Annotated in this window: 24 protein-coding genes; 4 read left to right on the top strand and 20 right to left on the bottom strand. The window is 43.4% G+C overall.

The genetic code is table 11. From position 1 onward, the window contains the following. Positions 1–163: 163 nt before the first annotated feature. From R7O03_RS13655 to R7O03_RS13580, 16 genes are all read right to left on the bottom strand, one after another. Positions 164–1,327, bottom strand: a complete 1,164-nt coding sequence (locus R7O03_RS13655) for a VopS family T3SS effector adenosine monophosphate-protein transferase (protein ID WP_025768118.1) — start codon at positions 1,325–1,327, stop codon at positions 164–166. A gap of 3 nt (positions 1,328–1,330) precedes the next feature. Further along, on the bottom strand, positions 1,331–1,762 hold the full coding sequence (locus R7O03_RS13650) for a type III secretion system chaperone (protein WP_158156536.1): 432 nt from the start codon (positions 1,760–1,762) through the stop codon (positions 1,331–1,333). Positions 1,763–1,944: 182 nt separating this feature from the next. After that, positions 1,945–2,583 (bottom strand): HrpE/YscL family type III secretion apparatus protein, encoded by a 639-nt coding sequence (locus tag R7O03_RS13645; RefSeq protein ID WP_005387146.1) that lies wholly within the window; start codon positions 2,581–2,583, stop codon positions 1,945–1,947. Continuing rightward, positions 2,562–3,227: a SctK family type III secretion system sorting platform protein VscK gene (gene vscK / locus R7O03_RS13640; protein WP_115386029.1), complete on the bottom strand. Its 666-nt coding sequence runs from the start codon at positions 3,225–3,227 to the stop codon at positions 2,562–2,564. Before vscK ends, R7O03_RS13645 begins: the two co-directional genes overlap by 22 nt. Then, positions 3,220–3,966, bottom strand: coding sequence for a type III secretion system inner membrane ring lipoprotein SctJ (gene sctJ, locus R7O03_RS13635; RefSeq protein WP_086012989.1), 747 nt, complete (start codon positions 3,964–3,966; stop codon positions 3,220–3,222). The genes vscK and sctJ overlap by 8 nt, the downstream gene beginning before the upstream one ends. Then, positions 3,966–4,310: a type III secretion system inner rod subunit SctI gene (sctI, locus tag R7O03_RS13630; RefSeq protein ID WP_005387149.1), complete on the bottom strand. Its 345-nt coding sequence runs from the start codon at positions 4,308–4,310 to the stop codon at positions 3,966–3,968. The genes sctJ and sctI overlap by 1 nt, the downstream gene beginning before the upstream one ends. Before the next feature lie 8 nt (positions 4,311–4,318). Next, positions 4,319–4,954, bottom strand: a complete 636-nt coding sequence (locus tag R7O03_RS13625; protein ID WP_158156538.1) for a YopR family T3SS polymerization control protein — start codon at positions 4,952–4,954, stop codon at positions 4,319–4,321. Beyond that, positions 4,951–5,310: a YscG family type III secretion system chaperone gene (locus tag R7O03_RS13620; protein ID WP_005377200.1), complete on the bottom strand. Its 360-nt coding sequence runs from the start codon at positions 5,308–5,310 to the stop codon at positions 4,951–4,953. The genes R7O03_RS13625 and R7O03_RS13620 overlap by 4 nt, the downstream gene beginning before the upstream one ends. A gap of 3 nt (positions 5,311–5,313) precedes the next feature. After that, positions 5,314–5,562 carry a type III secretion system needle filament subunit SctF gene (gene sctF / locus R7O03_RS13615; protein ID WP_005377199.1) on the bottom strand — a complete coding sequence of 83 codons (249 nt, stop codon included), beginning with the start codon at positions 5,560–5,562 and terminating at the stop codon, positions 5,314–5,316. Positions 5,563–5,580: 18 nt separating this feature from the next. Further along, complete coding sequence (locus tag R7O03_RS13610) at positions 5,581–5,784, bottom strand: EscE/YscE/SsaE family type III secretion system needle protein co-chaperone (protein ID WP_005377198.1); 204 nt, start codon at positions 5,782–5,784, stop codon at positions 5,581–5,583. Then, complete coding sequence (gene sctD / locus R7O03_RS13605) at positions 5,771–7,072, bottom strand: type III secretion system inner membrane ring subunit SctD (protein WP_318131772.1); 1,302 nt, start codon at positions 7,070–7,072, stop codon at positions 5,771–5,773. The genes R7O03_RS13610 and sctD overlap by 14 nt, the downstream gene beginning before the upstream one ends. A 5-nt stretch (positions 7,073–7,077) precedes the next feature. After that, positions 7,078–8,952, bottom strand: a complete 1,875-nt coding sequence (gene sctC, locus R7O03_RS13600; RefSeq protein WP_065274579.1) for a type III secretion system outer membrane ring subunit SctC — start codon at positions 8,950–8,952, stop codon at positions 7,078–7,080. Beyond that, on the bottom strand, positions 8,949–9,377 hold the full coding sequence (locus R7O03_RS13595; protein ID WP_053307002.1) for a YscB family type III secretion system chaperone: 429 nt from the start codon (positions 9,375–9,377) through the stop codon (positions 8,949–8,951). Before R7O03_RS13595 ends, sctC begins: the two co-directional genes overlap by 4 nt. 12 nt (positions 9,378–9,389) lie before the next feature. After that, positions 9,390–10,370 (bottom strand): T3SS regulon anti-activator ExsD domain-containing protein, encoded by a 981-nt coding sequence (locus tag R7O03_RS13590; protein ID WP_258616810.1) that lies wholly within the window; start codon positions 10,368–10,370, stop codon positions 9,390–9,392. A 148-nt stretch (positions 10,371–10,518) separates the two neighbouring features. Beyond that, positions 10,519–11,379 (bottom strand): AraC family transcriptional regulator, encoded by an 861-nt coding sequence (locus R7O03_RS13585; protein ID WP_005377191.1) that lies wholly within the window; start codon positions 11,377–11,379, stop codon positions 10,519–10,521. Between the two features lie 609 nt (positions 11,380–11,988). Then, a complete protein-coding gene (locus R7O03_RS13580; RefSeq protein ID WP_205390907.1) occupies positions 11,989–12,402 on the bottom strand; it encodes a YscW family type III secretion system pilotin in 414 nt (137 codons plus the stop codon). A 388-nt stretch (positions 12,403–12,790) separates the two neighbouring features. On the opposite strand from R7O03_RS13580, the gene exsC reads away from it, so the two are divergent. Together exsC and exsE2 are read left to right on the top strand one after the other, a co-directional pair. Next, a complete protein-coding gene (gene exsC, locus R7O03_RS13575) occupies positions 12,791–13,237 on the top strand; it encodes a type III secretion system regulatory chaperone ExsC (protein ID WP_005377174.1) in 447 nt (148 codons plus the stop codon). Between the two features lie 8 nt (positions 13,238–13,245). Further along, entirely contained in the window at positions 13,246–13,551 is a 306-nt protein-coding gene (exsE2, locus tag R7O03_RS13570; protein ID WP_017821350.1) for a T3SS regulon translocated regulator ExsE2, read from the top strand. Positions 13,552–13,677: 126 nt separating this feature from the next. Here exsE2 and R7O03_RS13565 read toward each other — a convergent pair whose 3' ends face one another. After that, on the bottom strand, positions 13,678–15,198 hold the full coding sequence (locus tag R7O03_RS13565; RefSeq protein ID WP_046874913.1) for an aldehyde dehydrogenase family protein: 1,521 nt from the start codon (positions 15,196–15,198) through the stop codon (positions 13,678–13,680). 239 nt (positions 15,199–15,437) lie between these two features. Here R7O03_RS13565 and R7O03_RS13560 point away from each other — a divergent pair, with 239 nt between their 5' ends. Then, positions 15,438–17,204, top strand: coding sequence for a sigma-54-dependent Fis family transcriptional regulator (locus R7O03_RS13560; RefSeq protein ID WP_005377167.1), 1,767 nt, complete (start codon positions 15,438–15,440; stop codon positions 17,202–17,204). Between the two features lie 61 nt (positions 17,205–17,265). Here the strand turns inward: R7O03_RS13560 and R7O03_RS13555 are convergent, their stop codons facing one another. Further along, positions 17,266–17,403, bottom strand: a complete 138-nt coding sequence (locus tag R7O03_RS13555) for a hypothetical protein (RefSeq protein WP_005377165.1) — start codon at positions 17,401–17,403, stop codon at positions 17,266–17,268. A 578-nt stretch (positions 17,404–17,981) separates the two neighbouring features. On the opposite strand from R7O03_RS13555, the gene R7O03_RS13550 reads away from it, so the two are divergent. Further along, entirely contained in the window at positions 17,982–18,185 is a 204-nt protein-coding gene (locus R7O03_RS13550) for a hypothetical protein (protein WP_005377162.1), read from the top strand. Positions 18,186–18,195: 10 nt separating this feature from the next. Here the strand turns inward: R7O03_RS13550 and R7O03_RS13545 are convergent, their stop codons facing one another. Both R7O03_RS13545 and gnd read right to left on the bottom strand, forming a co-directional pair. Then, positions 18,196–18,723, bottom strand: a complete 528-nt coding sequence (locus tag R7O03_RS13545; protein ID WP_158156546.1) for a hypothetical protein — start codon at positions 18,721–18,723, stop codon at positions 18,196–18,198. 218 nt (positions 18,724–18,941) lie between these two features. Beyond that, on the bottom strand, positions 18,942–20,390 hold the full coding sequence (gene gnd / locus R7O03_RS13540; RefSeq protein WP_005377160.1) for a decarboxylating NADP(+)-dependent phosphogluconate dehydrogenase: 1,449 nt from the start codon (positions 20,388–20,390) through the stop codon (positions 18,942–18,944). Positions 20,391–20,417 lie beyond the last annotated feature (27 nt).

Genomic DNA, 20,417 nt, shown 5'->3' with positions numbered 1-20,417 from the left:
AATAAGGATAAAAGAGATTTTATGGCGAGATAGAAACCGACACTTTATTTCAACGTCTCATTTTTATTGCGATTAGCCGTTTTATTGAGAAGAAAAATTAAGGTTAAGCTGGAAAATAAAAGAGCGGCAATCGCCGCTCCAAAAATTAAATAGAAGTAAAAAATCACTTAATACCGTGAAGGCTATTTTCTGCATCCATAGCTAAAGGATTGAACGAGTCGTTACGAAGTTCTGCTATCGCGTATAGCATACGCCCCATGCGACCATTTCCATCGGTAAAGCCATGGTACCCGATAACTCCGGCGAACAAATGTTTACCTAAGTCTTTATCTTCTACAGGATTCTCTTTCAAAAAGCCTTCAATGTGCTGCTTTAACATGCCCTCACCGCCAATACTTGAAGGCAAAGTGCCACCCGAAATATTTGGCCCTCGGTAATCACGCTCAACATTAGGCACCAATCGAGCGTGTAGCTCTTTTAGGTTTTCCATATTCAATAAGTCTTTACCATTAGACGCGTATTCTTTCAGTAAAGACGTAATATTTTCGGCATCGTTTCCTTTAGAGTTAGAAGCATTAATGATCCACGCCGCAGCTCTTTCAACATTATTGGTTACGCCACTTTTGTTAAACGCGTCCTCTGCCAGTCCTTCAGCGTATACACCTTGGCTTAGATCGGTGCTTGCTAGACCTTCGATATGACGTTGCGCCGATTTAAGATGCATCACCTCCATATCAAACACCGCTTGCATTTGATTAATGCTACCTGCCGGGTTTTTCTGCGCTGCAGATACACCACCGCCGTAGTCCTTTACTACACGTCCAGCAAGCGACTTCGCTGCACTTTCGCCAATCAGTGATGTGAGGTTTTTACCAGAATCGGTTTCTAACATTGCCTCTGTCATCGCTCGCTCTGCTAACTGGTTTAGCTCAGCAGAGTTCGACTGAACTGATTTACTGTCTAACTTCGCAAAGGCATTTAAGACATCTGATGCGGTTTTTATGCTTCCATCCTTGAAGAACATTTGTCCATGCTCAACAGAAGAAGCAGCTTGTAAACGCTGAGCTTGTCCTTGCTCATTATCAAATACGGCTTTTGTAAGGGCTTTCGCTACCGATTGTGGGCTACCTTCGCGAAACAGTTTTCCTGTCGCTTCAAAAAATCGCGCTACTGCACCATTCGTAGGATTGGCGCGAGTAAATTCTTGGGTCGCTGCGTTGATTTGGTATTCTTTGCCACCAATACTCAGCTTACCTTCGTTAAGTATCTCGTTACGAGCTTGCGGCATGGCGGCCTGCAACGCGCTAACACTTCCAAAACTGATCATGTTTTAAACCCTTAATGTGGAAAAATGAGTGGTATTCGTTTCCGGTACTTCGATTGTTTTATTGGTTACTTCTTGTGTATTCGCACTTTTTAACCACTCGATGAAATTCGCAAATGACTCATCGAAAAAAGATGCAGTTAGCAGTTGCTGAGGCAGGTGTATGAAACCGATATATCCGGTCTCTTCCTCCCAGCATACCGCTGGAGAGCCTTGCGTTAAGGCACCTTTCATATGTTGATGCAAAATATCAGCACTCGGTTTATTACCTGAAATCAGCCCGATAAGCGTCACACGATCTTCTTGTGCACGAATTGTGATTGCTGTGTTTTGCTCAACGAGTAGATGGCAACAATCATCTTCATCAAAAACCAACGGCTCCAATTGGCAGCGGCTGGCAAAATCTGTCAGTAAAGAAGTTATAAATCCATTAGCCATTCGACTAAATAATCCTATTTTTGTTTTAGAGGCGCTGCTTGGTTGCAACACTTATCAACTAAGCAGCTTTCTTAGGTGTATTCTTAAGGATTTATGGCAGTGAATATTTTAGAAATGGTCGGATTTTTTTTGTTTAAAGGCATTAAAATGAAAAAACTCAGCAAGTGCTGAGTTTTTGAGGTTTATTCATGAATCGTAATTTTACGCTCGCTGAGCTGCTTCACCATGGCTTGCTTTAATGCATGCAGCTGTCCATCAATACTGGCGTCGATGATCCCAACTTCTGTTTCCAAAATGCAGCCTCCATTTTTCAAGCGCGCATCTGCTACCACGTCAACGTAACCGACTTCAGGGAAATCACTTAATACACCAGCCACCTTTTCTCTCACCTCAACAACCTGCTCTGGGTGGACATGTAAAATGACCTGCTTTTGGTTACTCACCAGTTGCAACGCTTCTCGAACTACACTCACCGTGGTATCGACATCATCGAAGGTATCGATGATCTTACGTACTGCTTCTAACACCACACCTGTCATTTTTTCTTCGACTTGCTGATAGTAGTCATTACAACGTGCTAAGGTTTCAACCATCGTTTGCGCATTTTCAATCTTGGCTTGTGCAAGGCCATCTTGATAACCACGTTGTTTTTCGGTTTCGTAGGCTTGTTGGGCATTAGCAATGATGCTTTCAGCTTTGGAGTTCGCGGCTTCAACTAAGTGTTGCGAATCCAGATAACTGGCATAATCTTTCGCTTTCAGCACCTTTAAGCCAGGTGCCAGCTGCAAATTGTCTGTTTTTATTTCAACAAATGAAACCATTGAGGAATAACCTGTTTTGCGATTTTTTTTGTGAGTCGATACGCCAGATCTCGTTGATCCGCTTCCAACCAGTTAGCTGTTTCCGCGTTTTCGCTAAGTTGCTTTTCCAATTTGAATTGCCAACGAAGAACAACATCTTCCGGTGAGTTAATCAAAATAAACCTCATCCAAAAATATCCCAGCGCCCTCATGCTTGCTTCAACAGACCTTTCATCCAGTAGTTCTGGTAACGAACGCTGCCAGCCTTGCGGCCAGCTGGATAACAGCATCGGCCCGTTTTGAATTAAGAACCGAGCGCCTTCCAAACCAAAAACGTTGTTCAGAACCTGTTTCGGGTGTTTTAAGACAACGCTTCGCATCGCAACGCAATGCAAAGCTCCACCCACCATCAATACGAGTTGATTCAACGCGTCTGTCGGGAGCAATGCCAAACTATGACAAGGTCTGTTAAAAGCCATCTCAGGAACGGGAGATAACGCCCACTCATTGATACACCATTGGTTGAACATGGGGTTATCTCTCCAGCCTTCGATATTTAGTAACCAAGGCTGCTTTTGCTCTATCCAACTTCTATGGATGTACTGGCAAGGCGCATAGTTAAACTGGTGTTGTACCTGCGCGAGTGGTGTTTCTGGTTTAACCACGCTTCGTGTTCCTACGACACCATGTAAAAGTAGCGATATTCGAGCCGATGAGTGCCGCTACCAAGAACACCAAAATGGCGATAAGATTATTCGCCGTCTCTTTGGTGACCTGAACCGACAAAATGCTTTTAAATTGATTGTTTTGAGTAGCAACTCGAACCTCTGATGAGGGTACCATCACTACGCTGATTCGATCGTAGTTCAGCCCCTCAATACTATTGTTCACTAATAATTTGATCTGCGGAACATATGAATCAAGCGCAATATCTGCTGCGTGTTTAATAAATACGGAGGCAGAAGCTGGGGTTGGGCGCTCTCCTGGACGCAGATCTTGATCTTCCAAAACAACATGAACACGTGCCACTAGCACGCCATCAATCTGAGATAAGGTTGAGGAGAGCTCTTGAGATTTCGCGTATACCAAACGTGCTCGTTCTGCTAATGGTGACGAGATCAAATCGTCTTTGGGAAACACTTCTTTCAGTGTGGAAAACTGCTCTCTTGGATAACCTTTTCGCTTTAGCGCGTCTACCGCGAAGGCGATTTGGGAACTGTCTACCATTAACTTGACGGTGTTGTCTTTGTCAGGCTCTTTTGTTGCAACGACACCTTCGGATAGTAAGATCGACAACATCTCATTACCCTCTTTCTGAGTAACGTTGGTGTATAGCTCGGTCTGACAACCTACCAGAAACAACGTGAGCATGATGAAAACTGCTCTCATTTTATTCATCATCACTATTGTGCCTTCAATAAGGTTTCTACGTTTTGTGTGGTTTTACCCACGGTTTTCGCGATCAGCTCTTCTTGAAAAGTAATACGTGTCAGCGCCCACTGCATTTGCAGTAATTGCGCCGGATCATCACCCACCATCTTCATGTTGTCTTGCAAGTTACTTTTCGCGTTATCGATAGTGTTTTTCAACTCGCTGATGTTTTCTAGCAAACCTCCCTCCAGGCCATTACTTGCCTCGGGAACCGACATGGCTTGCTCAAAACGTTCGCTTAAACCGTCTTCGACTTGCGCATCCTGTAACTTATCAATGTTGGTTTGCATCACCTCGGTGTACTGCGTGTTTATCATATGTACTCCTAAGATAAATCTAACTTGTGACTGTGAGTCATGATGTTTTTCACCATCGCATTTTTTTGGATCATGAAGCTAAGTTCATCACGAACCATGTCCAGTGTTGATGCCATACCAGGTAACGACTTCAACTCTGCCCAGCAATGCCATAAGGCTTGTTCTTTCTGGGCACCCAGTGGAAAATGCTGCGCTAGCATTGCTTTTAGTGCTGTTTTATCAGCAGGTGGTTCGGCAATAAGCTGTCCCGAAAAATTCCCTAGTAACTCCTGCTTCAACACCTTTAACAAATCAGATTGTGGCTGTTCGTTGCCTTTTGCACTCTTCGCCTCATGAAAGGCGTACCACATTGCCTCTCGTTTAACTTGAGGGTCGGAGAACGCTTCATTTAACGATGATAAGACACTTTGTTTACTGACAACCTCTGCGTCTTTTAATGATTCGTACCACGCTTTAATCTCCGCCAGTTTGGCTTCTGTTTTCTCTAGCGTCTCTTTTGGAGAAACATGTGAAACTTTCTCTTGCTTGTCACTTCGCTCCATGAGTGCTTTCATCTTGTCTTCATCGCTCCGCTCATAATGGCGCGACTCCGACTGACGCAAAGATTGGTGTTGAAGACTTAGGTTGCTTGAATCAATGATCATCCAAGATTCCTAATGTCCTGAGAAAAGCTCGCAGCAAATGCTTGGCTTTCTTCGCTTCCTTGTGACGCAAGTTCTACCCAGCTTTCCGCTTTGCTCAGTAAACCGGCTTTGGCAGAAGCAAGAGCCGCTAAGCTGATCAGATCTGGATAGGCGTTACAAAGTGGTTCGAGTAATTGATGAGCCTCTTCATACAAGCCTTTATTCATGAGGCTCATTGCACGAATCATCGCAACGGTCTCTTCAGAACCTGAGCTTGCTTCAAGGCCGTCTGCAATCGTGTTGGCTTCTTGATGACGATGCATACCTGTTGCCATCAGTGCGATTTCAGCCAGCAGTTGGCGCGTTTCTCGTTCCATGCTTTACACCTTCTGGAGAATCGACTGCATCACATCTTTAATCGCACGAGTCGTGGTCGCATTGATATTGTAAACAACAGACCATTTGTTGATCGCGTGCTGAAGCTCGGCAAGCTTTGATGGATCATCGGCATTGGTTTCTAGGTTCTTGATGGCTGCCGTCACTTCTGTGTTGGCATCTTTCGCTTGTTGTTCTAACTTAGCTTTAACATCATCAAGGTTTACACTGTTACTAGCATCGTAAAATGACATAAGACTTCCTCGTATTTTTTAGTTAGCTTCGTATGATTCAACGACCGCATGGGCGGCTGTGTAAGCTTCATACTGTTTGAGTAGCAATTGGTACTGCTGTGGTGAGCACCCTAAATCCAACTGACGTTTCACCACCGCTTGTGCTTCTAAGAGCTTGCTCTTAATCTTGTGCACTTCCGCACCGTTTGTGTCGTTATTTAAAATTTGTTCAAGATTTGTCATTGTTCGTCTCACCTTCATATCCAAGTTCTATTGTTATCACCCGCCCGCCTTTAACCAACTCAATACCAGCAGGTGTAACACTGGATATTCGGTAGCCCTGAGGCGTTCTTGCACCGACCATATAGCGAACGTTATCGGTCAGAATCACATATGGAACCTGGCCAAAGTTAACGCTACGAAACGGGAAATCGATGTTGGTGCCTTTACTCACCTTAGGTATGGATTTCAAAACTAAGTACGGTTTCTCACCATATTGTTCCCGGAAGTCTCGGGTCACACCGTAAAATCGAGTCGTTTCGATATCATCAAGCTCACCACGAACTTCGATGCGATCACCGCTGGTGACCAACTGGACTTTTTTCAGTAGCTCCGCATCCGTCAATAACGCTTTTAGCGTATCCATGTAGGCACCCGCTCGCTGCAGTTCAACCTTCCACGCAACAAGACCAGGCACGTCTCGCTCCAAAATTTGTTCAACTTGGTTCCAGCGGCTGGCATCATCGATATAGCCCGTCAGCAGCAGTGTGCCGGTCTCATCGCCATTTTCGACTTTCACTTGGTGATAGCCGAGGTTGCGCAAAATAAATCGAACCCCGCGACGGATTTCTTCCATCGTTCTTAAGTCACTTTTGTAATTGATGCCCAATACATCAATTCGACCAAGCAGATCGAGTTTCTGTGTTCGGTCTTCAACATAGCCCTCTAAGACTGCTTGGCGTGCGGCGGCATTCCATTCCACGCGAACGTCGCTAAGTTTGAGCTCGCCTAAGATGTTACGTACCAAAACAATGGGTTCTGCTTCTGTAACAATTTCATTGTTGTTTCCGTTAGCTTGGCTGTACCACATACCGGCAAAAATGACACTCGGGACAAAACTACAAAGCAAAGCGATGAGCGTTGTTTTTTTCCAGCTAGAGCGTTGCACAGCAACCACAGGTGTATTCTGTTGGCTAGATTCGTCGCTGACGTTACTCACAATTAACGCATCTTCCGCGTATCCCAGAGCGAACTTCACAACGCCGACCGAGACAACAGCATGGCGTGACAACTCGATACCATCACCTGCAACAGCGATGTCTTCACTGTTAATATTTGCCTCTTCGCAGCCTCGTAAAATGACCGAGTCTTGCTGGCAAACGAGGGTGAAATGGTTCGCTTCGACCCCAGCATCAGACAGTACAAGATCAGCAATAAAGTCGTCACAGCCAAGCACGAGAGCACCTTCAGGTAAGGTGACTTCTACTCCGGTATGCACGCCTGATAAAATACGAATTTTCCATTGCTGCATCGCGGTTAAGACTCCTCTGAAGGGCGCACACACTCACTTTGTGAGTCATCACATTCCAATACTTTCACCCGCCAACCCTTTTGCCCTGTTGGTAATCGGCACTGCGTTAATTGAGACGACTTTTGCTGTGACAATAAGTCTTGTTGATAGCGCTCGGCTTGAACCCTCGATGTGCAGCTATATACTTCCACTACCGATTTAAATTCAGCGCTATTGTTGGAGATGTTGTTAAGCTTGCCGATACTTGGTCGCAAGTCATATTCGTTGCCAATCAACACACTATCGCCAATACCATCCACAACAATTCGAGGTTCTAAAATAAACATTCGTACTGTGCGGCGCTTAGTATTGGTATTACTTCTAAACAGCGCGCCTAAATATGGGATGTCTCCTAGCAATGGCACTTTACGTAACTGATGGCTCACTTCATCTCGGTACACACCACCGATAAGTAAGCTTTGCCCTTGTTTAACCGTCGCTAAGGTGCTGATTTCAGTTTTACGAACGGAAGGAAGATCATCGACGCCACCATCAGCGATCTTTGCACCGTCTTCGAGATGAAGGCTCAGGTTAATTTCAGGTCGTGCAGCAAATCTATCACCAACGATACGTGGGACAATTCTCAGTAACGTGCCATACGTGACCTCTTCCAGCGCTGCGGTTTCTTTACCAACCAGCTTGACGTAAAACGTGCTGCTGTTGTTCAGTACCGCTTCGACATTTTCCTGAGTTAACAATGTTGGTCTTGAAACCACTTGAGCACTGCCTTTGGATTCCAATAAACGAATTTGAGCCAGCAAGTAATTTAGGTTGGTTGAATCAAGCAAGGACTTAAAGTTCTGTCCACTGCCGAGCGTCACATCCCCCGAATTCACATCCCCTGTTGTTTTGATATCGACAATGCGGTTGTTTCCGACAGACACTCCCGCTCGCCAATCCACGCCTAACTGACTTAAATCGTTGGCACTGATATCGACAATCGATAGCGCGACTTCAATTCTTGATTGCGGCTGGTCTAATTGCGCGACCAGTTTACGATAGAGCGGTAATCGTGCTTGAGTATCACGAACGATAATCGCATTAAGGCCCGGCTCTGCTTCAACTGTTGCGCCACCATGAACTGAGGCGGTTTTATTACTTTTTACAGGCTTATCTGAACTGGTAACTTCTTTGCTAGACGCACTCGTCACTTGCGTTTGAACACCAGACACGACCCGTTTTAACACCGATGCGATGCCAGGGACCGTAATTGTCTGATCTCGATATGCAATTTCTCTATCCGTTGCAGAAGCGTACTTCAAAGGAATTATCTCAACGAATAATTCGTCGGTTGAATTCGATTTCTGCAGCAAGCGCGTTTCCAATGCCTCCGCCGTTTGTACCACTAAGTCGACATAACGTGGAGGACCCGCAAGATAGACTAACCCTTTGCTCTCAGCGGCTCTCCAACCATAACGAGAATCCCAAACGCCGGTGGAAATTAACGTACTGCGTAGCTCTCTAGCCGTAAGTAATTCCAATTGAAGTAAACGTGAGCGAGTTTCTGTCGCCTTATAGACATGTAAGACGGCACCATCGAAATACCACATCAAGTTGTACACTTGCGATAAGTAATCGAGGAATTCCGCCGGATCTTCAGGGGTAAAACGCCCATTCACTCGATCGTTGACTTTGTCACTAACAGAAACCGAGACACGATAATTTGCACCGAAGTTATTCAACAACTCTTTTAATGAGTCGTTATCTGCATAGTAGCGGAACGGTTGTTCGGGCCAGTGTAAGTCTGTTGCTTGCGCATATCCCAAAGGAACAACACTCACTGCGCATAACAATGCCTTTGTTGCAGCACGTCTAATGTTGGGAAAGATTTTTAGCATCATGGTAACCACACTGTATGGTTGATTGTGTGGTTCACACGTTCTTGTTCCAATAATGCAATGTAACGCTCACATAGATTGACGTGCTTAGAAAGCAAAGCAGAGAACCGTTCCACCGAACAGTCCTCAACCCGTACTTTACTTTGCAAAATCAATTGCTGATCATCATTGGTTGTCAGTACGCCGCCATCCGCACGAATGGTTTTTAATGAGAGCTGCATGCAACGTTGTAACGCTTGTTCTTGTTGATAATCTAGATGCTCTTTAAATTGGAAGGGTAACGTCGCTTCCCATAAAATCCATGACGCACGTTGCTTGATGGTCAGTGATAACTGGTCAACCTCGATGTTGTAAGAACCATTTTCTGAGGCAATAAAATCCCCTACCTTTAGCGCTTCCGCTAAAGATTTCATCATCTTATCTAACATTTAACGCCCTATTTAGATCTGGCTGAGGTGATTGCAAGCCTGGCCGCACTGACCACTTTGAGTATCAAAATAGTAGTGATCGATATCACCAACAGTTTGCATGTTCTTGAACCATTGCCATACTTTCGCAACCGCATTTTGGTCGTTGTAAACCACATCGCATGCATCCCAAACTTCGTTCAGCTCAGGGGCTTCAAGTCGTACTTCCGAACACCAATTTTTCCACTCAGAAATAAATTGTTCGGTTGTCGAGGTGTACTCCGCGAACCCTTTCAGCTCGTCTAAAGACGGTTGCCACTTCTCAATTAACAAACGATGACATTCAATCACTTGCAACTGTTGTTCGCTTAACGTCCCAAGTTGCTTTTTAAGTTGATGCTGCTGGCTCTTAATAAGATCGAGTTGCTGTTGAACAAAGACGGCACTGGTGTCTTCCCCTGATAGCTTCGACCAATATTCCTTCTGAATATCGAGTTGATTGATAAGTTGTTCAACTTTAATCGAAGCATGAAGAGCACTTTGATCGACTTGTCGGTTAATCCACTCGTTGAGTGATAAATGGAAACAAAGCATCAACGTTTTTGGGACAGCCAAATTAAAGCGAAAGCCCAGACGAGAGTTGATGTAGTCCAGCCTTTGTTCGAACGTTGTGATTGTGCTGCTATCACTGATCTGCGATCCAATTTCCAAAAATAAACGCATAGCAAACCGGTCTATCGAAGCACCAAGTTTTTGATACGTTTTTACTAACTGGCTAGCGCACAGGCTATCGACGACATTTCTATCCAACAAGCGTTGAAGTAAAGATAACTGCTCATAATTTATGACGCCTTCACTCAACAATTGTCGGTGATTGACGTGCACAACATTGAGATCCTGCGTAGGTTTCGAGGCGTTTTCATAACGAGCTCCTCTTTGTAAAACAGTCACTTTCCGCTGTGTCACTATGCTGTCTGGAAAAAGCGAACGGCGTCGCCAATGCTGCTTTTTCATTTATGTTCGTCTCCGCACCCCTTTCGAACAATCCAGAAAGAAAGAGATGTAATAATTTTTAATCGTTCGTTGTTACACGATACATAATAGAATTTACACTGGTGAGTGACTTTCAAAATTAGTCAGAAAATTTTAGTCTCAAGTCATTTCATTTCGCGATAGCCACTTGATCGTCTCCCGAACGTACGCGGCTTGGGGTCGTTCCAAAACGACGACGGTAACTCTGCGTAAAGTAAGACTGGCTGGAAAACCCTGCCTCCATCGCCACATCTACGATGCTCATCTTGCTCGTCAACAGCAGTTTATGAGCATGCAGTAGTCGACGCTCACTGATCCAAGCTCTTGGAGAAATGCCATAGTGCTCATTAAAAAGCTCTTTAAAAGTGGTTAAGCTGGCACCAAACTCCTGCGCGTAGTCTGTCAACTTCCATTCTTTTAAGTAATGCTGTTCCATAAATCGACGTAACCGTTCCGACGTACGGTTTGTTTGTTGTGACAGCAACGCATACAGTGATTCTCCTCCTTTGCTGTGTAGCAAGAGAATGAGTAGTTCTTCGTATTTTAGGCACATAATGGCATCAGGGTACGCTTGTTGCTCAAGCGTCTGCATGCTAGAAAGCACTTGTTCAACGAGTATGTTCAAACCAAAAGTAAACAAACCAGAACAAACTTTGTCTACCTTAGGCAGCATCATCAAGAGATCACTGTGTTTTTGCAGCAACTGACTAACGAGTTCATTGTCGTAAGCAATAATCGACGCTTTGTATGCCCCATCTAGCGGAGAGTACTCTAACAAGTAATCCCCTTGGGATAGAAATACCCCATTTTCTGCAGCAACATCGATTGTGCAATCACCTGTTTGAACTCGAAGCTGACCATTGTGAACGACAACAATGTGAGACTGGTCTGAGTGAAATACTTCGTCAGATTTTTCATAGCAGGAAAAACTACGAATTTTTCGTGAACTCGAGTCGACCCTTTCTGAGTTTAGTTGGCCTGACACATCCATTTTCTACCCTTCATTATTTTGAGTTTCTCAGTGCAAATGTTGAGAAACTTTCAAAGCACTACTTTGATTGTTGTTATTTCTAAGTACTGCTGTATGAATTAAAGAAGCAAAGAAAAGAGCATAGAAGTTCTATCACTTACCATACCCCCCGAATAATTAGCGAATAACCCAAGCATTACCTTTACCTAAAGGTAAAAGTTTGACTTAGTAAATTTCTGCTGTCCGTCTTTATTATTTTTATCAGATAGCGTTTATCATTAGCCAAAACTTAAATATGATTTCGTTATTTAAGTTTGGTTGTTTTGTTATACATTAGAATACAATTAAATAGACTTCGGCATCGTTTCGAGAACAAAATTAAATTTCCAAAATCATAAAAATGTATGTTTTATAGCCTAAAACGCCAAGCCAACGTGTTCAAGGAGCGAGATATAATCATAAAAAATACTGTTTTTGCAACAAGTATGAGTCTAAAAAACAACTGACCCGATGACTTCAAAGTCATGTAATTAATGTTTATAAAAGACAACAAATCTTTCACAAAAGGAAAGATATAGTCTTTATTTTTATAAATTAGAAAATTCTAATAAAAATGTAGTACTTAAAATTTTATCTGTTTATTTTTGGAACAAGAATCAAGTTTTCTTGTTTATTTCCCTCTAAAAATAAATAGTTCTTTTCTTTTTCCGCAACGAGCTCACCGTTTGAATAAAGCTTTCCAATAATCTTCATTTTTCCTTCACCAGCTTGAATTGGTGCAATTAAAAACGAATACTGCACAGGCAACTGAACGCCTTGGTAGCTCTGAGATGCCGATTTAAAACATTGATTATCAATAATTTTACATATTTCCACTTCAAGAGAAGTAATCGAAGGTGGAAAGTAGCCGTCGACAGAAACCCAACCATAGACTGATGCCTGACTCTGTGTATCAAAGCCATCCCCCCCATTAACGGACACAGTCTGACTGCACCCACTCAGTATGAATAACCCAATAAAACCAGCCCATATAGAATTGTTCATTATGACCCCATAAACTTATTTTATATAATCTAGCTCATTTGAAATTCACACAATTCTTTATGTAAAAATATAAAAGATCAACTTATATTTATACTACAAGCGGACAATAAATCGCATTTTTTAACAACACGTAGTTAACATGGACTGTAATTTCAAAAGCAGTTTCTGCTCACTTTCATTCCTTCCTTAATTGAAGTTTATTAGAGAAAAATGATATTCATATATCTCATTGCCATTGAGATATGCATCTGAACACATTTACTTTTGCCTTTCTATTTCTCTCAACACATTTAAAAGCCAAAATATAATAACAACCGACTAATATTGATAAACATGAAGAGATACATCTAATATTTTCCTTGATAAAATTTCAAAAGGGACTATTCCTATGTCAGCACGCCAAACTATCGATGAGATTTTGCTAAAGTTTGCTCATCAAATAGGCTTGCCTGCACTGCATCTAACGGAAAATGAAGTAAGCTTAGCCTTTGATGATAATCTAAGGGTGCATATCATCTTTCATCCTGAATCGACAACTCTGCAGCTCGAAGCTGAGATTGTTGGCCTTCAAATTGTAAATTCCGATCTTTATCGTTCTTTTTTGGCCTTTAATTATCACTGGCCTGAGCACCAGTTATTTTTTAGTTTAGATAACCACCGACACGTCCTATGTTTAAACCGACTCATTAACATTAGGCGACTGGATTACGAATATTTTGAAACAGCTTTAGCAGAATTGCTGACGCACAGCGAGTCCTGGGAAGCGTTATTGTCTTCTCATGTAACTATTGATGAGGCACCACCGATGCCACAAACTTTAGACTTGAGAGTTTAGGTGTCTTTATGTCCAATGACATCCAATCCACATACACCAATTCATCGGTTCATGACGTTCAACAAGCGCAGCAAAGTGATGCAGTGCCGCAAGGAACGTTTCATGGCCGTAAAGTCACCCTACTCTCCTCATCAGAAAGCAGTCTGATGCGAACAAGCTCTAAAAGAGAGCTTGGTGAATGTTTAAATCAATTTGCCAGTCTCGAATCTTGCAATCGCGTTTTGGACTTTGATCCGCAACTCAACATTGACAAGCAAAACGCCGCCGTAGAAAAGCTTATGGAACGAAAAGTGGCGATAATTCAACGTTCCTGATATCACAATATAAGCAGGTTAAACATCTAAGTTAACCTTCAGCCGACAAGCTCACGCTAATAAAAAACCCCGAAGATTCGGGGTTTTGATTCATACTGCTTTTTCTTTATTAATTACTTAGTTTCACTAGAAGAAGCCTAACGGGTCGATGCTGTAGCTAATCAGCAAGTTCTTCGTGTTCTGGTAGTGATCCAGCATCATCTTGTGCGTTTCGCGCCCGATACCCGATTTTTTGTAACCACCGAACGCTGCGTGTGCAGGGTAAGCGTGGTAACAGTTAATCCAGATCCGGCCAGCTTCAATATTACGGCCCATACGATATGCAACGTTCGCATCACGTGTCCAAACACCTGCGCCTAAGCCATATTCAGTGTCGTTTGCGATTTCCAACGCTTCAGCCTCATCTTTGAATTTGGTGATAGCGATCACTGGGCCAAAGATTTCTTCTTGGAAGATTCGCATCTTGTTGTGGCCTTCCAACATGGTTGGCTGAATGTAGTACCCCTGGTTGATAGACTCTGGCTGTTCTGACACTCCCCCACCAAAGACCACTTTTGCGCCTTCTTCACGGCCGATTTCCAGGTAACTTAAAATCTTATCAAACTGTTCTTGAGAAGCCTGAGCACCAACTTGAGTATCGGTATCGAGCGGATTACCTTGTTTAATCAGCTGTGCACGTTTCGTCAGTTTCTCTACAAACTTGTCATAAATCGCTTCATGAACCAGTACGCGAGATGGACAAGTACAAACTTCACCTTGGTTGAAGAAACCAAGTAACGTACCTTCGATACACTTATCAAGATACTCATCTTCGTAATCGAAGATATCTGAGAAGTAGATGTTTGGAGATTTACCACCTAACTCAACTGTCGATGGGATCAAGTTGTCTGCTGCACATTTCAGAATGTGGTTGCCAACTTGCGTAGACCCGGTAAAAGCGAGTTTCGCAATGCGGTTGCTGGTTGCTAATGCTTGACCCGCTTCAGAACCATATCCGTTTACAACGTTGATGACACCAGGAGGAAGAAGGTCACCGATTTTTTCCATCAGAACCAGAATGGATGTTGGGGTTTGCTCTGCTGGCTTCAATACCACACAGCAGCCCGCCGCTAGTGCCGGTGCTAGTTTCCAAGCCGCCATCAACATTGGGAAGTTCCACGGAATAATTTGACCAACCACACCAATCGGTTCTGGGAAGTGGTAGCTTGCGGTGTGCTCATCCAGTTCTGCCGCACTGCCTTCTTGTGCGCGAATACAGCCAGCGAAGTAACGGAAGTGATCCACTACTAAAGGTAAATCTGCCGCCAAGGTTTCGCGAACTGGTTTGCCGTTTTCCCAAGTTTCTGCAACAGCAAGCTCTTCTAGATGCTGCTCAATACGGTCAGCAATTTTCAGCAAGATGTTCGAACGTTCTGTCACGCTGGTTTTGGCCCATTTTGCTCTGATGTTGTGCGCGGCATCCAGTGCTAAATTAATATCTTCCTCGCCAGAGCGAGCAACTTTACAATACGCTTGTCCGTTGATTGGTGAGATATTGTCAAAGTACTCACCACCCGTTGGTTTTACCCATTCCCCACCGATAAAGTTATCGTAATGCGATTTAAAGTTAACAATGGCATTTTCACTACCTGGCTGTGCATAGATCATAACTCTTCCTTTTGTTTCTCGTTCAATGTGTTATTGCAGTGTCGTATCGCACTGTTCACAAAGAGCATTACGCAAGTCACACGCCAACTACGCCACGCTTGTTGTTAATTAAATGTAAAACTATGATTACCAAGCGATAACAAACCAAGTGAGCGATGTTTGAGCGGATGTATGGTGTGAACACCAATGTTCAAGTGTTCCAAAATGGCACACCCTCACTGTGACAAAATGGTACAGTCATGGAACTTCAACATATTAGCGATAACAATTGGCTTTCAACTTCATGGGTCAGAAGTGAACAAGCGGGTTTAAAACAGCGTCGACGCCCTGAAGATATTCGAGTAACGCCAGCGACGCTCCAAGATAGGCGTCACCAACTCAATTTTTTGCTAGAGGCAGTCACTCAATTTGCGCTCCCTTTGTTTAATCAGCTATTTGCTCATAGCGACAGTCGCTTAATTTTGACGGATTCAGATGGTGTCATCATCGGCAGTTGGGGACAGCCTAGATTTCGTGAAAAGTTAACGGAAATCTCGCTAAGCTCTGGAGCATGCTGGCAAGAAAAGGTCAAAGGCACCAACGCGATTGGTACAGCTTTGGTTGAAGCAAAGCCCGTTTCTGTTATTGGTGATCAGCACTTTATCCAACACCATCGTTTTATTAGCTGTTCGGCTAATCCTATTTTCGATCATCTTGGTAACCTCATTGGCGTATTAGATATTACAAGCGAGCAAAAGAGACATGACTTCTCAACGCAAGTACTAGTACAAAACATGGTCCAGCAAGTGGAGAATCAACTACTTAACTTGATTCCACAAGGGCATATTCGTGTGGATTTAGCGTGCGAAAAAGGTTTACTGAATAGTGGTTGGCAAGGAATTATCATTGCAAATGAAGACGGACAAGTTTTGGCTCACAATCAAGTAGCCTCTCAACTTTTTGCGCAAAAAAGTATCATTGGGCAATCCTTAGACGACATTCTATCCACTCGGGGAAATGAGCACCCTTTCGTTTTCAAAACAAAACCGCTTACCGATAAAGATAGCAAGGTCAAGTCTCGTGCTGTAGCGGCGTCCAATGATCTTCATTATGGCGACTCCGCAGTTGAGCACTGTTGGCAGCAAGCCAATCGCGTCATCGATAAAGACATCAGTTTGTTGATTCTCGGAGAGACTGGTGTTGGCAAAAACGAGTTTGTGAAAGCGCTTCATAAAAACAGCCAGAGAAAAACGGGACCGTTGGTTTCCGTTAACTGCGGAGCGCTACCAAAAGATCTGGTTGAATCTGAATTATTTGGCTACGTAGCCGGTGCCTTTACTGGCGCAAACAGCAAAGGCTATCAGGGGAAAATTCGCCAAGCACACAAAGGGATTTTGTTTCTGGATGAAATCGCAGATTTACCCTTGGAAGCTCAAAGCCGCTTGCTCCATGTATTGCAAGATAAAACCGTGCTTCCCGTGGGTTCAAACCAAAGTATTCAAGTCGATACGCAAATCATTGCAGCCACGCATAAAGATCTGGAACATTTGGTCAGTGAAGGATTGTTCCGCCAAGATTTGTATTATCGCCTTAATGGCTTGATCATTGAGCTACCTCGCTTTGAGGAACGTGATGACAAACGACAACTGATTGAGAACATTCATCGGCGTCACGCCGAGTCTGAACAACAGCTTTGCCCTCACCTACTTTCTCTGATGCTGTCTTACTCATGGCCAGGAAATTTGCGTGAACTCGATAGTTTAATCAAAGTATCCGCCTTAATGGCGCAAGGTGAAGAAATATTGGAACTCACACACGTCCCAGCCCACCTAAGTAAGAAACTCAGCCAAGCTCAAGAAGGAGCAGCATCCGCTGAACCAACTTCAGAACTGCGTGCAACCGTCGAAGATAAGTTGCTCAAAACATATCAAGCCAACCAGGGGAACATTAGCAAAACGTCTCGTATGCTTGGTGTGAGCCGAAATACCATTTACAGAAAGTTGAAAAGCCTTGGCATATTAAGTTAATTCTACGACCTCAGATACAAAAAGAGCACCGTTGCGGTGCTCTTTCTCTTTGAAACCTAGCTTACAGGCCGCCTTGTTGTTGTGCCTGTTTTACTAATGCCTGACGTTGAGTTTCCTTCTCAGAGATCACTTGATTGTCCTTGTGCATTTCCTGTTCCAATTCTGCTGGAATGAAAACAAAGTACTTGTTAAGAGTCATCTTAGAACCTCAATTTGCTGTGTTAATTACCTTCTTGGTCGACGTAAACAAAACCAGAAAAACATGTTTTACTGGATCCTTGTTGCTAGTTTCAAAAAATAAAGGATGTTCATATAATAAACATCCTCCATGTGGGCGCTAATTATAGGCGTAGTTTAGAGGCTTACCTAGCACTCTTTTTCACCTTTTGTGCAATCTGAGTTTCGATCGAAAAACAGATTTAATTGCCCGTAGTTACTAAGGTATTGTTAAACAGAGAAAAAAGCTTTTACTGTAACTGACGACAGGGATGAGCTTACGAGTGTAGGTTCACTTGCAATTGTGTATCGTAGAGTTCGAATACGATAATAATAGCGCTACATGCCCTTAATCTGCGTAGTTAAAAACTTTGAAGTGATAGACAACCGAAGTCATATCTGTGCAACTCAGTTTAACGATTTGTCTACCAGTTCAATATTTCACCTTTTTTGAGAAATCTTTAGCCACTTTTTTGTGTGAAACGTCCCAAAAGAGCAGACAATTAAAAGTGTGGCATATGACCACAATTGTCTATCCCCACTTAGCTTCGGGAGGCGTTTATGAAAAGTAACAAACTTGGCCATGTGATGTCTTTCAGCAGAATGTTTTCCTTCATTGCATTCTTGACGGCCACATTCGCATGGATTCTCAGCATGTACGCCCTATTCACTGTTTCTTTAGTGGCTCTTGTGGTCAGTGCAATTCTATACCTAAAAGACAGGTTTTATCAAAACAAGAAAACGACCACTGAAAAGAGCGCCTAGGCGCTCTTTTCTATTGGATGTCATTTCCGTGTGACTTGATATAGTTATCAATCCGTTCGAGTTCGTGAAAATAACCATACATACCAATACGATTAATTTCTGGTTCTATACAGTATTTTTCTTCTTTTACCATAGCTTCTACAAACATTCCGCTTGATGCAATTGTGAAAGGTGGACACGCTGAGTAACCATTATTTTCTGCAATATATTTCAATCGCCCAAATTCAAAAATTTGACCTGGAATAGCAACGATAAGGGACAAGACAACTGTTATAGTTATCACTTTAATCGGCACTTTGACTAACTGAGTCATTCGATCAAATAAAATATAGACCAATAATGTAGGGCACAAGAGTAAGCTTGCGATACTTAAAACATATGACGCATCAATGTAGACCACTTGAAAACCACTACTGAGCTGAAGCGGTAGAGATTCGAAAACGAAATGATGATAAAGGCGATAGATGGAGTAAGTAATCAGTAATATGAACATAAGCAACACGAAAGCTGTGTGAAATGGATGCTTCTGTTGTGTCATTTCTATTACCTTATAGTTGAGGAGACGGCAGAGAGCGGCTTAGCTTCACTCTTCGAAGAGAAATATTAAACTGCTAGCAAATGCATGCTCTCCCATTTCTGAGAAGTGCGTGACGAATCAACGTTTAATGTAACTTTTAAATCTACCAATATCTTACAGACACAAAAAAGGATGCCACTTGGGCACCCTTTTGCTTTGATCAGCTTACTGACCGCGGATTAAACGTCGTAAGTTGTAGACGCTGTGTCGCCGCCTGTACCAGTCCAGTTAGTGTGGAAGAATTCACCACGTGGACGGTCAATACGCTCATAAGTGTGAGCACCGAAGTAGTCACGTTGAGCTTGAAGCAGGTTCGCTGGTAGACGAGCTGTTGTGTAACCGTCTAGGAAAGATAGCGCAGAAATCGTACATGGCATTGGGATACCAGATTCTAGAGATTTCGCTGCTACTTTACGCCATGCTGCTAGGCTGCCTTGTAGGATGTTTTTGAAGTACTCATCAGAACCTAGGAATGCGATGTCTGGGTTCGCTTCGTACGCATCACGGATGTTGCCTAGGAACGCAGAACGGATGATACAACCGCCACGCCACATTAGAGCTACGTTACCGTAGTTTAAGTCCCAACCGTTCTCGTTAGACGCTTCGCGCATTAGCATGAAGCCTTGAGCGTAAGAGATGATCTTAGAAGCTAGTAGCGCTTGACGTAGTGCATCAACCCACTCTTGCTTGTCGCCTTCAACTGGAGTGATTGTCTTACCGAATAGAGATTCAGCTTCAACACGTTGGTCTTTCAGTGCAGATAGACAACGAGAGAATACAGACTCAGAGATAAGTGTTAGTGGAATACCTAGGTCTAGTGCGTTGATACCAGTCCATTTACCAGTACCTTTTTGGCCTGCTGTGTCTAGGATCTTTTCAACGAGAGGCTCACCGTCTTCATCTTTGTAGCCAAGAATGTCAGCCGTGATTTCAACAAGGTAGCTGTCTAGCTCAGTCTTGTTCCAATCAGCGAATACTGCTTGCATCTCGTCTGCAGACATACCAAGACCGTCTTTCATGAACTGGTAAGCTTCTGTGATAAGCTGCATGTCACCGTATTCGATACCGTTGTGTACCATCTTAACGAAGTGACCAGCACCGTCGTTACCAACCCAGTCACAACATGGCTCACCAGCGTCAGTTTTCGCAGCGATACCTTGGAAGATAGGCTTAACCGCTTCCCATGCTTCAGCAGCACCGCCAGGCATGATAGATGGACCGAAGCGCGCACCTTCTTCACCACCAGATACACCAGTACCGATGAAGTGGATACCTTTTTCACGTAGTGCAGCAACACGACGGTTTGTATCTGGGTAGTTAGTGTTACCACCGTCAATAATGATGTCGCCTTTGTCTAGCAGAGGTACTAGCGCTTCGATGAACTTGTCTACAACGTCACCAGCGCGAACCATCAACATTACTTTACGCGGCGTTTCTAGCTTCTCTACTAGTTCTTCTAGAGAGTATGCACCGATGATGTTCGTGCCTTTTGCTGGACCTTCCAGGAACTCGTCTACTTTAGCAGCAGTACGGTTGTGAGCAACCACTTTAAAGCCGTGATCGTTCATGTTTAGGATAAGGTTTTGACCCATTACTGCTAGGCCAATTACACCGATATCACCTTTCATTGTTTCTCTCCAATTTTATTTCATCGA

The organism is Vibrio sp. Vb2960, assembly GCF_033337665.1.
Classification (GTDB): Bacteria; Pseudomonadota; Gammaproteobacteria; order Enterobacterales; family Vibrionaceae; genus Vibrio; species Vibrio alginolyticus.
This window is presented reverse-complemented; position numbering and strand designations above follow the sequence as displayed.